Origin of the sequence: Micromonospora sp. WMMD956 (assembly GCF_029626125.1) — a bacterium.
Classification (GTDB): Bacteria; Actinomycetota; Actinomycetes; order Mycobacteriales; family Micromonosporaceae; genus Micromonospora; species Micromonospora carbonacea.
The window spans coordinates 5089944-5105233 of sequence record NZ_JARUBI010000005.1 but is presented as its reverse complement, the minus strand read 5'-3'; the positions used below and the strand labels follow the sequence as shown (position 1 = coordinate 5105233).

1 protein-coding gene is annotated in these 15290 nt (G+C 79.4%); it reads right to left on the bottom strand.

The features are described 5' to 3' along the window. Positions 1 to 32 precede the first annotated feature (32 nt). A complete protein-coding gene (locus O7628_RS23020) occupies positions 33 to 15230 on the bottom strand; it encodes a type I polyketide synthase (RefSeq protein ID WP_278133558.1) in 15198 nt (5065 codons plus the stop codon). Positions 15231 to 15290 lie beyond the last annotated feature (60 nt).

The window sequence follows — 15290 nt, the reverse complement described above, 5'->3', positions numbered from 1 at the left end:
CCGTCCCCCCGGGTCCGCGCGTCGGTCGGGCGTCACAGCCCGAGTTCCGTGTCGATCAGGCTGAAGATCTCGTCGTCGCTGGCCTGGTCGAGGTCCAGGTCCAGGTCGTGGTCGGTGGCGGACGCGCCGCGCATGGTGCGCCACTTGGCGACCAGCACCTCCAGCCGGGCCGCGACCTGGGTGTGCAGCTCCGCCTCGACGACCGTCTCGGCGAGGGACCGTTCCAGGTTCTCCAGCTCGGCGAGGATGGCCGGCGCGGCCTGGCCGGCGTCGGGCACGAGCTGGGCGCGCAGGAAGCCGGCCAGCGCGGTCGGGTCCGGGTAGTCGAAGATCGCGGTGGCGGGCAGCCGGTGCCCGGTGGCCTCGGTGAGCCGGTTGCGCAGCTCGACGGCGGTCAGCGAGTCGAAGCCGATCTCGTTGAACGCCTGGGCGGGTTTGACGGCGTCGGGGCTGGCGTGGCCGAGGACGGTGGCCGCCTCGGCGCGGACCAGGTCCAGCAGCAGGGCGGACTGCTCGCCGGCGGTGAGCGCGCGCAGCCGGTCGGCGAGGTCCCGGCCGCCGGTGGCGGCCTCGGCGCGGGCGCGGGGGCGGACGCGCCGGACGAGTCCGCGCATCAGCGCGGGCACGGTGGCCCGGCCGGCGAGGGCGGTCACGTCGACGCGGGTCGGCACGAGGTGTTCCTCGGGGGCGGCCAGCCCGGCGTCGAACAGCGCCATGCCCAGGTCGGTGCCGATGGCGAGCTGCCCGTCGCGGGCGGTGATCCGGGGGTCGGCGCGGTCCAGCTTCGCGGTCATCGCGCTGGCCTGTTCCCACAGGCCCCACGCGTACGACTGGGCGGGCAGGCCCGCGCCGCGCCGCCGGGTGGCGAGGGCGTCGAGGTAGGCGTTGGCGGCGGCGTAGTTGCCCTGGCCGGGCACGCCGAACACCCCGGCGCCGGAGGAGAACAGCACGAACCCGGCGAGGTCGAGGTGGCGGGTGGCCTCGTCGAGGTGCCGGGCGGCGTCCACCTTGGGCGCGAAGACGGTGTCGAGGCGGTCGGGGGTGAGCGCGGTGACGACGCCGTCGTCGAGGACCCCGGCGAGGTGCACGACGGCGGTGAGCGGACGCTCGGCGGGCACGGCGGCGACGAGCCGGGCCACGGCGGCGCGGTCGGCGACGTCGGCGGCGGCCACGGTGACGGTGGCGCCGAGGGCGGTCAGCTCGGCGGTCAGCTCGGCGACGCCGGGCGCGTCGGGGCCGCCCCGGCTGGCGAGCAGCAGGTGCCGCACGCCGTGGCCGGTGACGAGGCGGCGGGCGACGAGGCCGCCGAGCAGGCCGGTGCCGCCGGTGAGCAGGACGGTGCCGGCGGGGTCCCACGGGGCCGGCACGGTGAGCACCACCTTGCCGACGTGCCGGGCCTGCTGGACGTGGCGGAACGCGTCGGGGGCCTGCCGGACGTCCCAGGCGCGCACCGGCAGCGGGGTCAGCGCCCCGGCGGCGAACAGGCCCATCAGCTCGACGAGCATCCGTTGGATCCGGTCGGGGTCGACGGCGGTCAGGTCGTACGCCTGGTAGGCGACGCCGGGGTGGTCGGCGGCGACGCGGCCGGGGTCGCGCAGGTCGGTCTTGCCCATCTCGACGAACCGGCCGCCGCGGGGCAGCAGCCGCAGGGAGGCGTCGACGAACTCCCGGGCGAGGGAGTCAAGGACGACGTCGACGCCGCGCCCGCCGCTGGTGGCGAGGAAGTGCGGTTCGAAGTCGAGGGTGCGCGACGACGCGAGGTGGCTGTCGGGGATGCCCATCGCGCGCAGGGCGGGCCACTTGCCGGGGCTGGCGGTGGCGTAGACGGTCGCGCCGAGGTGGCGGGCGAGTTGCACGGCCGCCATGCCGACGCCACCGGCGGCGGCGTGCACCAGCACGGACTCGCCGGCCCGCAGCCCGGCCAGGTCGACGAGCCCGTGGTAGGCGGTGAGGAACACCACCGGCACGGACGCGGCCTGGGCGTACGTCCAGCCGTCGGGCATCGGGGCGAGCAGCCGGCGGTCGGTGACGGCGACGGGGCCGAAGCAGCCGACGAAGACGCCGAGGACGCGGTCGCCGGGGCGCAGGTCGGTGACGTCCGCGCCGACCTCGGTGACGACGCCGGCGGCCTCGCCGCCGGGCGGCCCGGGGTCGCCGGGGTAGAGGCCGAGCGCGTTGAGCACGTCGCGGAAGTTGAGGCCGGCGGCGCGGACCCGCACCCGCACGTCGAGGGGGCCGAGGGGTGCGTCGGCGGCGTCGGTGGGCGCGAGGGTGAGGTTCTCCAGGCTGCCGCGCGCCGTGGTGTCGAGCCGCCAGGCGGTCGCGCCGGCCGGCGGGGTGAGCGTCGCGGCCTCGATGCGGCGGGCCAGCCGGGGGGCGTACGGGGTGCCGGCGCGCAGCGCCACCTGGGGTTCCGCGGCGGCGAGGACGGCGGTCAGCTCGGCGTCGGTGGGCGGGGCGTCGGCGTCGAGCAGGACGAACCGGTCGGGGTGTTCGGACTGGGCGGTGCGGACGAGCCCCCAGGCGGTGGCGGCGTCGGGGTCGTCGACCTCGGCGGGGCTGTGCACGCCGACCGCGCCCCGGGTGAGCAGCACCAGCGGGGTGGCCGCCCAGCGGGGTTCGGCCAGCCACGCCTGGACGAGGGCGAGCGCCTCGGCGGCGACGGCCCGCGCCCGGTCGGGCTCCCCCGCGAAAGCGTCGGACGCGCCGGTCGCGGGGGCGTCGGCCCAGCCCAGCGGGGCGAGGACGGCGTCGGGCGGGGCCGCGCCGCCGTCGACGGCGCGGGCGAGCGCCGCCGGGTCGGCGTGGTGCGGGAACGCTCCGACGGCCCGGCCGAGCGCGACGACGCGGGCCGGGGCGGGGGTCTCCGGCGCGGCCAGGGGCTGCCAGGCGAGGCGGAACAGCGCGTCGTCGACGGCGGCGTCGCGGGTGCCGAGTTCGGCGCGGGAGATGGGGCGCATCGCCAGCGACGCCACCTCGGCCACGGGCGCGCCGGTGACGTCGGCGACGGTCAGCGCGATCGCGTGCGGGGCGACCCGGGTGAGCCGGACCCGCAGCGCGGACGCCCCGGCGGCGTGCAGGGCGACGCCGTTCCAGGCGAACGGCAGCAGCAGCCGGTCGGGGCCGGCGTCGCCGATGCCGCCGAAGTGCGCGGCGTGCAGGGCGGCGTCGAGCAGGGCCGGGTGCAGGTGGTACCGGTCGGCGTCGGCACGTTGCCCGGCGGGCAGCTCCACCTCGGCGTACACCTCGTCGTCGCCGGTCCACACGGCGCGCAGCCCCTGGAACGCCGGCCCGTACGCGTAGCCGTCGGCGGCGAGCCCGGCGTAGAAGCCGGTGAGGTCGGCGGGGCGGGCGTGCGGCGGCGGCCAGGCGGTGAGGCCGGTGGGCGGGGTGGGCGGGGCGGCGGAGAGGGTCGCGCTGGCGTGCCGCGTCCACGGGGTGCCGGGCGGGGCGTCGGCGGGGCGGGAGTGCACGGCGACGGGGCGGCGGCCGGTGTCGTCGGGCGCGCCGACGGTGAGCTGCACCTGGGTGGCGGCGTGCCCGGGGCCCGGGGTGCCGGCGGCGTCGGCCGGGCCGGTTCCCGGGGCCGGCGCGGCGGCGGGGAGCGCGAGCGGGGCCTCGATGACCAGCTCGTCGAGGACGGGGCAGCCGACCTCGTCGCCGGCCCGCAGGCACAGCTCGACCAGGCCGGTGCCGGGCACCAGCACCGTCTCGCCGACCCGGTGGTCGGCCAGCCACGCCGGCGCGCCGGCGGCGATCCGGCCGGTGAACAGGTGCCCGCGCGCCTCGGCCAGCGCCACGGACGCGCCGAGCAGCGGGTGCCCGGCGGCGTCGAGGCCGGCCGCGCCGACGTCGCCGGGGCCGGTGGCGGGCCGGGGCCAGTAGCGGCGGTGGTCGAACGCGTAGGTGGGCAGGTCGACGCGCCGGCCCCCGGCCAGGGCGGGCCGCCAGTCGACGGCGACGCCGCGTACGTGCAGCTGGGCGGCGGAGAGCAGGAACCGGGCCCGGTCGCCCTGGTCGCGCTGCACGGAGCCGACGACGACGTGCGGGGCGTCGTGCTCGGCGAGGGTCTCGGCGATGCCGACGGTGAGCACCGGGTGCGGGCTGCACTCGACGTACGTGTCGTGGCCGAGCGCGGCCAGCTCCACCACGGCCCGGTGCAGCTCGACGGGCTGGCGCAGGTTGCGGTACCAGTAGTCGGGGCCCATCTCCGGCCCGTCGAGCCAGCGCAGGTCGGTGGTGGAGAACAGCGGCACGGCGGCCGGGCCGGGGGTGATGCCGGCCAGCGCCCCGGCCAGGTCGGCGCGGATCCGTTCCACCTGGGCGGAGTGGGAGGCGTAGTCGACGGCGATGCGGCGCACCCGGGCCCCGTCGGCGGCCAGCTCGGCGAGCACCTCCTCGACGGCGGCCTCCGCGCCGGAGACGACGACGGCGGCGGGCCCGTTGACGGCGGCGACGGCGACGGCGTCGCCGTGGCGGGCGATGCGCTCGCGGACCACGTCGGCGGGCAGCGCCACGGACGCCATCGCCCCGTGCCCGGCCAGGGCCCGGATCGCGCGGCTGCGCAGCGCCACCACCTGCGCCGCGTCGGGCAGGGAGAGCACCCCGGCGACGCAGGCGGCGGCGATCTCGCCCTGCGAGTGGCCGACGACGGCGGCGGGCCGCACGCCGTGGGAGCGCCACAGCTCGGCCAGCGACACCATCGTCGCGAACAGGGCCGGCTGCACCACGTCGACCCGGTCGAGGCTGGGCGCGCCGGGGGCCTGGCGCAGCACGTCGAGCACCGAGTAGCCCAGGTGGGGGCGCAGGGCCGCGTCGCAGGCGGCCATCCGCTCGGCGAACACGGGTGCCTGGTCGAGCAGGTCGAGGCCCATGCCGGGCCACTGGGAGCCCTGGCCGGGGAAGACGAACACGACCTTGCCGGCGGCGGTGGTGTCGCCGCGTACCAGGTCGGGGTGGGGGCGGCCGGCGGCGAGCGCGTCGAGGGCGGCGGCGACCCGGTCGGGTTCGGCGGCGACGACCACGGCCCGGGAGTCGAACGCGGCCCGGGTGGTCGCCAGCGACCAGGCCACGTCGCGGTGCGGCTGGTCGGGGTGGTCGGCGAGGTGGTCGCGCAGCCGGCGGGCCTGCCCGGCCAGCGCGTCGGCGCTGCGCGCGGAGAGCAGCCACGGCAGGGCGGCGGGGTCGGCGGGCGGTCCGGCGACGGGCTCGGGCTCGGCGGGCGGGTCGGCGGGTTCCGGGTCGGCGGGGACGGCCTCGACGACGACGTGGGCGTTGGTGCCGCTGATCCCGAAGGAGGAGATCCCGGCGCGGGCGGGCCGGTCGGCGCGCGGCCACGGGCGGGCCTCGGTGAGCAGCTCCACGGAGCCGGCGGCCCAGTCGACGCGGGTGGTGCGCCGCTGGGCGTGCAGAGTGCGGGGCAGGACGCCGTGCCGCATGGCGAGGACCATCTTCAGCACCCCGGCGACGCCGGCGGCGGCCTGGGTGTGCCCGAGGTTGGACTTGACGGAGCCGAGCAGCAGCGGCGGGGCGTCGGCGGGACGCTGGCCGTAGGTGGCGAGGATCGCCTCGGCCTCGATCGGGTCGCCCAGCGGGGTGCCGGTGCCGTGCGCCTCGACGGCGTCCACGTCGGCGGGGGTGAGGCCTGCGGCGGCCAGCGCGGCCCGGATGACCCGCTCCTGGGCGGGCCCGTTGGGGGCGGTCAGCCCGTTGGACGCCCCGTCGGAGTTGACGGCGGTGCCCCGGATCAGCGCGAGCACGGGGTGGCCGCGGCGGCGGGCGTCGGAGAGGCGTTCGACGACGAGCACGCCGACGCCCTCGGACATGCCGAACCCGTCGGCGTCCTCGGCGAACGCCTTGCACCGGCCGTCGGCGGCGAGGCCGCGCTGGCGGCTGAACCCGGTGAGCCCGGCGGGGCTGGACAGCACCGACACGCCGCCGGCGAGGGCCAGGTCGCAGTCGCCGGCGCGCAGCGCCTGCGCGGCCAGGTGCAGCGCGACCAGCGACGCCGAGCAGGCGGTGTCGACGGTGACGGCGGGCCCCTCCAGCCCGAGGGCGTACGCGACCCGCCCGGACAGGACGCTGGCGGCGGTGCCGGTGAGCAGGTGCCCCTCGTCGGCGGTGGTCTCCCCGTCGTCGGAGGCGACGCCGGGGGCGATCTGGTCGGTGTAGTCCTGGCCGTGGGTGCCGGCGAACACGCCGGTGCGGCTGCCGCGCAGGGTCCCGGGGTCGATGCCGGCGCGTTCCAGGGCCTCCCAGGAGGTCTCCAGCAGCAGCCGGTGCTGCGGGTCCATGGCCAGGGCCTCGCGGGGGCTGATGCCGAAGAACGCGGCGTCGAAGTCGGCGATGCCGGCGAGGAACCCGCCGGAGCGCACGTAGGTGCGGCCGGGGGTGCCGGGGACCGGGTCGTACAGGTCGGGCCAGCCCCGGTCGGTGGGCAGGTCGCCGATGACGTCGCCGCCGTCGTCGAGCAGCCGCCACAGTTGTTCGGGTGAGCCGATGCCGCCGGGGAACCGGCAGGCCATGGCGACGACGGCGACGGGTTCGTCGGCGGCGACGGTGGTGGCGTCGGCGACCTCGGTGGCGGTGGTGCCGAGCAGCCGGGCGTGCAGGTGCGCGGCGAGCAGCTCCGGGGTGGGGTGGTTGAACACGGCGTGCGGGGCGAGCCGGACGCCGGTGGCGGCGGAGAGCCGGTTGCTCAGCTCCACGGCCATCAGCGAGTCGAAGCCGAGGTCCTTGAACGGGCGGCGCGGCTCGATCTGCTCGCCGCCGGTGTGTCCGACGACGGTGGCGCACCGGGCGCGCACCAGGTCGAGCAGCGCGGCGGCCCGTTCGGGTTCGGTGCGGCCGGCGAGCCGGTCGGCGAACCCGGCGGCGGACGCGGGCGCGGGGTCGGCGTTGACGGCCCGGCGCGGCGGCGGGGGCAGCAGGGCGCGCAGCAGGGCGGGCACCTCCCCGGCGGCGCGGACGGCGGCCAGGTCCAGGCCGATCGGCACCAGCGCGGGCCGGTCGGCGCGCAGGGCGGCGTCGAACAGGGCCAGGCCGGCGGCGGTGTCCAGGGGGCGGGTGCCGCCCCGGGCGAGGCGGGCCAGGTCGGCGGCGGTGAGCGCGCCGGCCATCCCCTCCGGCGTGGCCCACAGGCCCCAGGCGAGGGCGGTGGCGGGCAGGCCGTGGGCGCGACGGTGCGCGGCGAGGGCGTCGAGGAACGCGTTGCCGGCGGCGTAGTTGCCCTGCCCGGGGCTGCCGAACACGGCCGACGCGGAGGAGAACAGCACGAACGCGGCCAGGTCGAGGCCGGCGGTCAGCTCGTGCAGGTGCCACGCGCCGTGCACCTTGGACCGCAGGGCCCGCTCCCAGCGGGCGGCGTCGAGGCCGGTGATCAGGGCGTCGTCGGTGGCCCCGGCGGCGTGCACGACGGCGGTGAGCCGGCCGGCGAGCGGGGCGAGCACCGCGGCGAGGGCGGCCCGGTCGGCGACGTCGGCGGCGACGACCCGCACGGTCGTCCCGGCGGCGGTGAGCGCGTCCATCCAGTCGGCGGGCCGGCCGGTCCGGCTGACCAGCACCAGCTCGGCGACGCCGTGGACGGTGGCGAGGTGGGTGGCGACGTGCCGGCCGATCCCGCCGGTGCCGCCGGTGACGAGGACGGTCCCGCCGGCCAGCGCGGGCAGCGGCCCGGCGGCGGGCGGGCCCGCCGGCAGCGAACCGGGAGCGGTCAAGCCGGCCGCCGGCAGCGGGTCGGAGGCGGTCGGTGCCGGTGCGGCGGCGGGCGCGGGCGCGGGCGCGCCGCCGGTCGGGGCCGGGGGCGGCGGGCCGGCGGTCGGGGGCTCGACGGGGCGCAGCCGGGGCAGCAGGGCCCGGCCGTCGCGGACGGCGACCTCCGGCTCGTCGGGGCCGACGGCCAGGGCCGTGCGGATCCCCGCGTCGTCGGCCGCGTCGAGGCGCAGCAGCAGGAACCGGTCGGGGTGCTCGGCCTGGGCGACGCGGACCAGCCCGGCGACGGTCGCGTGCGCGGGGTCGCCGTCGCGGACGACGACGGCGAGCCGGGTGCCCTCGGCGCGGGGGTCGGCCAGCCAGCGCTGGAGCACGCCGAGGGTGTCCAGGCCGGCGGCGTGCGCCCGGTCGGGCACCGGGGCGGCCGGGTCGCCGTCGCCGACCCGCAGCACCAGCACCGGCGGCAGCGGGCCGGCCGGCGGCGCGCCGTCGGCGAGCGCCCAGGCCGGCACCGGGGTCGCCGGGGCGGCGGCGGGCAGCCAGTCCACGGCGTACAGGCCGGCGGGCGCGGCGGCGGGGGCCGGGCCGTCGGGGGCCGGGGCGGCCACGGCGCGCAGCACCACCCGCTCCGCGTCGAGCACGGGTGCGCCGGCGTCGTCGACGGCGGACAGGGTGACCGCGTCCGCCCCGGCGGGGGCGAGCACGACCCGCAGGGCGTGCGCGCCGGTGGCGTGCACCCGCACCCCCGCCCAGTCGGTCGCCGTCGGCCGGGCCACGGCCCCGGCAGCGGGGGCGAAACCGGCGAGCGGGAGCAGGCGCAGGGCCGCGTCCAGCACCAGCGGGTGCACCGCGTACCGCTCGGCGTCGGCGTCCCGGGCGTCCTCCGGCAGGCGTACGTCGACGCAGAGCCGGTCCCCCGCGACCCACGCGGCCCGGGCCAGCGCGCCGGCGAGCGCCCGCCGCTGCGGGGTGTCCAGGTCGACGGGCCGGGCCCCGGTGGGCGGCCACACCGCCGGCGCGGCGGCTGCGGGCTGGTGGTCGGCGGGGGCGAGGACGGCCTCGGCGACCTCCCGCCACGGCTGGCCGTCGGCGGCGCGCACGTGGCAGCGGGCCACCCGGCGCGGGTGCTCGTCGGGCGCGTCGACGGTGACCTGCACGTCGACGGAGAGGCCGGCGGGCAGCGGCACCGGCGCGGGGACGCGCAGCCGCTCCACGGTGGGCAGGTCGAGCAGCATGCCGAGATGGGCGAACACGTCCAGCAGGGCGGTGGCGGGCAGCAGCGCCGGCCCGTCGGCGTCGGGCGCGACCAGCCACGGGTGGGTGGCGACGGCGACCCGCCCGGTGCAGACGACCTGCCCGGTGCCGGCGACGGGCAGCACCGCGCCGAGCAGCGGGTGCCCGGCGTCAGCCAGCCCCACGTCGGCCGGCCCGCCGGCCACCGCCGAGTACGGCAGCCAGTAGTGCCGGCGCTGGAACGCGTAGGTGGGCAGGTCGACCCGGCGGCGCGGCCCGGGGCCGGCGACGGCGGCGGGGTCCACGGCGACGCCGCGCACGTGCAGCCGGGCGACGGCGGCGACCAGCGCGTCCGGTTCGCCGTCGACGGTCCGCACGGCGGGCACGAAGGCCAGCTCGTCGGCGGTGTCGTCGGCGAGGCAGTCCTGGGCCATCGCGGTGAGCACCCCGCCGGGGCCGACCTCCAGGAACGTGGTGACCCCCAGCCCGCGCAGGGCGCGCATCCCGTCGAGGAAGCGGACGGTGCCGCGCACGTGGTCCACCCAGTGCTCCGGCGAGCAGAGCCGGGCCGGGTCGACCGGCCGACCGGTCAGGTTGGACACCACGGGCAGGTGCGGGGTGCGGTAGGTGAGGCCGGCGGCCACGGCGCGGAACGCGTCGAGCATCGGCTCCATGCGCGGCGAGTGGAACGCGTGCGACACCCGCAGCCGGCTGGTGCGCCGGCCGGCGGCGCGCAGGGTCGCGGCGGCGGCCAGCACCGCGTCGGTGTCGCCGGAGAGGACGACGCTGCGCGGCCCGTTGACGGCGGCGAGGCCCACCCGGTCGGTGAGGTGGGCGGCCACCTCCGCCTCGTCGGCCTCCACGGCGACCATCGCGCCGCCGTCGGGGAGCTGCTGCATCAGCCGGGCGCGGGCGGCCACCAGCGCCGCCGCGTCGGCGAGGGAGAACACCCCGGCGACGTGCGCGGCGGCCAGCTCGCCGACGGAGTGGCCGAGCAGCGCGTCGGGGCGGACGCCCCAGGACTCCAGCAGCCGGTGGAGGGCCACCTCGAAGGCGAACAGGGCCGGCTGGGTGTAGAGGGTGTCGTCGAGCCGGGCGGCGAGTGCGCTGCCGTCGGCGGCGGCGACCACGTCGGCGACGGGGTGCGGGGCGTGCCCGGCGAGGCAGCGGTCCAGCTCGGCGCAGGCGGCGTCGAACGCCTCCGCGAAGACCGGGTACGCGGCCCGCAGCCCGCGGCCCATCCGGGGGCGCTGGCCGCCCTGCCCGCCGAAGAGCAGGCCGAGCCGGCCGTCGACGACGCGGCCGGTCAGCACGGCCGCCGGGTCGGGTTCCGCCTCGCCCCGGGTCAGCGCGGTCAGCCCGGCGCGGGCGGCCGCCGGGTCGCCGGCCAGCACCACGGCCCGGTGTTCCAGGGCGGCGCGGGTGGTGGCCAGGGCGTGTCCGACGTCGGCGGGGTCGGCGTCCGCGCCGGGGCCGTCGAGCCAGGCGAGCAGGCGGGCCGCCTGGTCGCGCAGCGCCTCGCCGGTGGCGGCGGACAGCGGCCACGGCACCGGCGGCCGGCGGCCGGCGGTGCCCGGGTCGACGTCGCCGGTGCCGCTGCGGGGCCCGGGGGCGGCGGCGGTCTCCTCGTCGTCGTCGGCGGGGGGCGCCTCGATGATCACGTGGGCGTTGGTGCCGCTGATGCCGAACGACGAGATGCCGGCCCGCCTCGGCCGGTCCACCGCCGGCCACGGGCGCGCCTCGGTGAGCAGCTCCACCGCGCCGCCGGCCCAGTCCACCTCGGACGTCGGGGCGTCCACGTGCAGGGTCGCCGGCAGCGTGCCGTGCCGCATGGCGAGCACCATCTTGATCACCCCGGCGGCCCCGGCGGCGGCCTGGGTGTGGCCGAGGTTCGACTTCAGCGAGCCCAGCCGCAGCGGCTCGGCGTCGCCGCGCCCCGCCCCGTACGTGGCCAGCAGCGCCTGCGCCTCGATCGGGTCGCCGAGCCGGGTGCCGGTGCCGTGCGCCTCGACGGCGTCCACGTCGGCTCCGGTGAGCCCGGCGTTGGCGAGGGCGCGGCGGATGACCCGTTCCTGGGCGGGGCCGTTGGGGGCGGTCAGCCCGTTGGATGCCCCGTCGGAGTTGACGGCGCTGCCGCGCAGCACGGCGAGCACCGGGTGGCCGTTGCGGCGGGCGGCGGAGCGGCGCTCCAGCAGCAGCACGGCGACGCCCTCGGACCAGCCCGTGCCGTCGGCGGCGTCGGCGAACGCCTTGCACCGGCCGTCGGGGGCGAGCCCGCGCTGCCGGCTGAACTCGACGAACGCCTGCGGGGTGCCCATCACCGCCACGCCGCCGGCGACCGCGAGGTCGCAGTCCCCGGCGCGCAGCGCCTGGGCGGCCAGGTGCAGCGCCACCAGCGACGACGAGCAGGCGGTGTCCACGGTGACCGCCGGCCCCTCCAGCCCCAGCGCGTACGCGACCCGCCCGGAGACGACGCTGCCGGCGGTGCCGACGCCCAGGTAGCCCTCGGTGCCGGGCGGGGCCTGGCGCAGGTTGGCGGCGTAGTCGTGGTGCATGACGCCGGTGAAGACGCCGGTGGCGCTGCCCCGCAGCGAGGTGGGGTCGATGCCGGCGCGCTCGAACAGCTCCCAGGAGGTCTCCAGCAGCAGCCGCTGCTGCGGGTCCATGGCCAGCGCCTCGCGGGGGCTGATCGAGAACAGGGTGGCGTCGAAGTCCGCCGCGTCGGGCAGGAACCCGCCGACGCGCACGTACGAGGTGCCGGGGGCATCGGGGTCGTCGGAGAACAGGTGCGCCAGGTCCCAGCCCCGGTCGGTGGGGAACCCGGTGAGCCCCTCCCGGCCCTCGGCGACCAGGTCCCACAGCTCCTGCGGGGAACCCACCCCGCCGGGCAGGCGGCAGGCCATCGCGACGATGACCACGGGATCGTCGGCGTCGGGCGCGGTGGCCGGCCCGGCCGGGGCGACGGGGGCTCCCGGGCCGCCGCGCAGCCGGGCGGCGACGTGCCGGGCGAGGGCGTCGGGGCTCGGGTGGTCGAACGCGGCCGTGGCGGACAGCCGTACCCCGGTGGCCCGGGCCAGCCGGTCGCGCAGGGCGACCGCGCCGACGGAGGTGAAGCCCAGTTCCTTGAACGCGCGACCGGGGCGGACGGCGGCCGGACCGGGCAGGCCGGCGACGTCGGCGGTGGCGGCGCGGACCAGGTCGAGCAGGAGCCGGTCGCCCTCGGCGGTGGTCAGGCCGGCGAGCCGGCGGCGCAGCTCGGCGGCGTCGGCCGCGTCGCCGGCCTCGCCGGCCGCGCGGGCGGGGGGCCGCCAGGCCGGGTGGGGCGCGTCGGCCGGCACGGCGAGCAGCACGGGGTCGTCGCCGTCGTGGGCGACGTCGAAGGCGGCCAGGTCGGCGGCGGTCCCGCCCGCCGGGGCGGCGGCGTCGCCCGCGTGCGGCGACGCGGCGGGACCCGCAGGCTGCGCGGATCCGGCGAGGTCGGCCGACGGCGCGGATCCGGCCAGGTCGGCCGGCGGCGCGGACAGGGCCGGGTCGGTCGTGCCGATCAGCCGGGCGGGCAGGCCCGCCGCGCGGCGGCGGGCGACGAGGGCGTGCAGGGCCGCGACGGCCGCCGCCGCCCGCTCCCGACCGGGCGCGCCGAGCAGCAGGGCCGCCGGGACGGCGACGGTGAACGCCGTGGCGGCGGCGTGCCGGGTCCGGGCGTCGAGCGCCTCGGCGGAGGCCAGCAGCGCGGCGACGGCGGCGTCGTCGGCGAGGTCGGCGGCGGAGGGGCAGAGCAGGACCGCACCGACCGGCCCGTCGGCGGGCGCGGCGTCGGTGGGCCCGGACCCGGCGTGGGTGTCGGCGGGCGCGGCGAAAGCGGTGTCGGCGGGCGCGGAACCGGCGTCGGCGTCGGCGTCCAGCGGGGTCACCGTCGCGCCCGCGGCGGTCAGGTCCGCGACGAGTCGCCGCAGGGCGGCGTCGCCGGGCGGGCCGGCGGGCGCCAGCCGCAGCCGGCGGGCGCCGTGCGCGGCGACCAGGTGCCGGGCCAGCGCCGCACCGGTCGGCCCGTCGACCCCGGTCACCACCGCCGGGGCGGCCGGGTCGGCCACCGTCGCCGGCAGGCGGGGCGCGCGGGCGGGGGCCGGGCCGAGAGCCGGGTGCCGGGCCGTGCCGGCGCGCAGCGCGACCTGCGCGACACCGGCGGCCACGGCCGCCGGCACCAGGGCCAGCGACAGGTCGTCGGCGTCCCGGTCGACAAGCACGACCCGGTCCGGGTACGCGGCACCCAGGCAGCGCCCCCACGCCCACGCCGCCACGGCCGCCGGCACCAGGTCGGGGTCGTCGGGCCGGTCGGGAGTGGACGCGTCGACGGCGCCGGTGGTCAGCAGCGCCAGCCGGGTGCCGGCGTACCGGGCGTCGGCGAGCAGGTCGCCCAGCCGCCCGGCGAGGTCCGGCGGGTCGGCGACGCCGGCCGGCAGCAGCGCCACGTCGGGCGCGTCCGGGTCGTCGTCGAGGGCGGCGAGATCGGGGTACGCCCGGAACACGTCGCCCGCCGAGGCCACGGCCAGCGCCTCGACGAGGGCCGCGCCGCCCGGCCCGACGACCGCCCAGCGGCGCGGCCCATGGGCGGAGTCGGCGGCGGCGGGGTCGGCGCTGGTCTCCGCTGCGGCGGCGGCCAGGTCCAGCGGTTGCCAGGTGATCCGGCTCAGCGCCTCGTGGTGTCCCCCGTTGACGGCGCGCAGCCGGGCCGGCCGGGCCAGCAGCCGGCGGGTGACCTTGCCGGACGCGGTGCGGGGCACCTGGTCGATCTCGTACAGCGCGTCGGGGACCTTGTAGTAGGACAGCCGCTCCCGGCAGGCCGCGTACGCGGCGGCGGGGTCGAACCCGTCGGGGCCGGGGACGACGAACGCCACCGGCACCTCGCCGAGCACCTCGTGCGGCCGGCCGGTGACCGCCACGTCGGCGACGCCGGGCACCGACCGCAGCGCGTCCTCCACCTCGGCCGGGTGGATCTTCTCCCCGCCCCGGATGATCAGCTCCTGATGCCGGCCGGTGACGAAGAGGTTGCCGTCGGCGTCGCGGCGGGCCAGGTCCCCGGTGCGGTACCAGCCGTCGCGCAGCGCGGCGGCGGTCACCTCCGGCAGGCCGTGGTAGCCGAGCATCACGCTCGGGCCGCGTACCCACACCTCGCCCTCGCCGCCGACCGGGACGTCCACCCCGGTCTGCGGGCTGACCAGACGCACCTCGACGCCGGGCACGGGCTGCCCGCAGGAGCCCTCGACCCGGGGCCGGTCCGGCCGGGTGATCGCGATCGACCCGCAGGTCTCGGTGCTGCCGTACGCGTCGAGCAGCGGCGCGTCGAAGACCTCCTCGAACGCCCGACGCAGCGCCCCCGTGGTGATCGCCCCGCCGACCAGGCACACCCGCAGGTCGGGGGCGCGGAAGCCGGTACTGCGGGCGGCGGTGACCAGGTGGTGGTACATGGCGGGCACCCCGGCCAGCACCGTCGCGGAGTCCTCGGCGACGGCGGCCAGCACGTCGTCGGCGGAGAAGCCGTCGACGAGCCGGGCGCTCGCGCCGACCGCGGTGACGCTGAGCACGCAGCCGATGTGGGACAGGCTGTGGAACAGCGGCAGCGGCCACACGACGCGGTCGTCGCCGGTGAGGCCGGGGATCGGCACGTAGCAGGACGCGACCGACCACAGGCAGGTGCGCTGCGTGGAGAGCACGCCCTTGGGCCGGCCCGTCGTGCCCGAGGTGTAGAGCATCCAGGCGACCTCGTCGAGGCCCAGGTCGTCCCGGGCCGGCACGCCCGGGTCGGTGTCGACCAGCTCGCCCCAGGCGGCCACGCCGTCACCGGGCACGCCGTCGCCGGCAATGCCGTCACCAGGCACGCCGTCGCCGGTGACCCAGAGGCGCAGGGCGGGGCGGTCGGCGCGCAGCCGCAGCAGCTGGTCGAGGTGTTCCGGGTCGGTGACGACCAGCACCGCGCCGGAGTCGTCCAGCAGGTGCGCCAGCTCCGCGTCGGTGCAGCGCGGGTTCAGCGGCACGCCGACCGCGGCGGCCCGGGTGACCGCCAGCCAGGTCTCGACCGTCTCCACCCGGTTGCCCAGGCAGAACGCGACCCGCTCGCCCCGGCCCACCCCCGCCGCCGCCAGGTGCCCGGCTAGCCGGGCGGTACGCGCCGCCAGCTCGGCGTACCGGACCGCGCGGCGGTCGTCGCGGAACGCGACCCGGTCCCCGAAATCCTCCGCGTGCGCCCTCAGCAGACCGGGCAACGGCTGGACCAGGTCGCTCCGAAGCATGTCACCATCCGTCCGCTCGGCGAGACTCCCCATCCGCGGCGTAGACCTCGCTCGCCGTAA

Coding starts and splice junctions, on each gene's coding strand:
- O7628_RS23020 (WP_278133558.1), bottom strand. CDS start 15,230: ATGCTTCGGAGCGACCTGGTCCAGCCGTTGCCCGGTCTGCTGAGGGCG.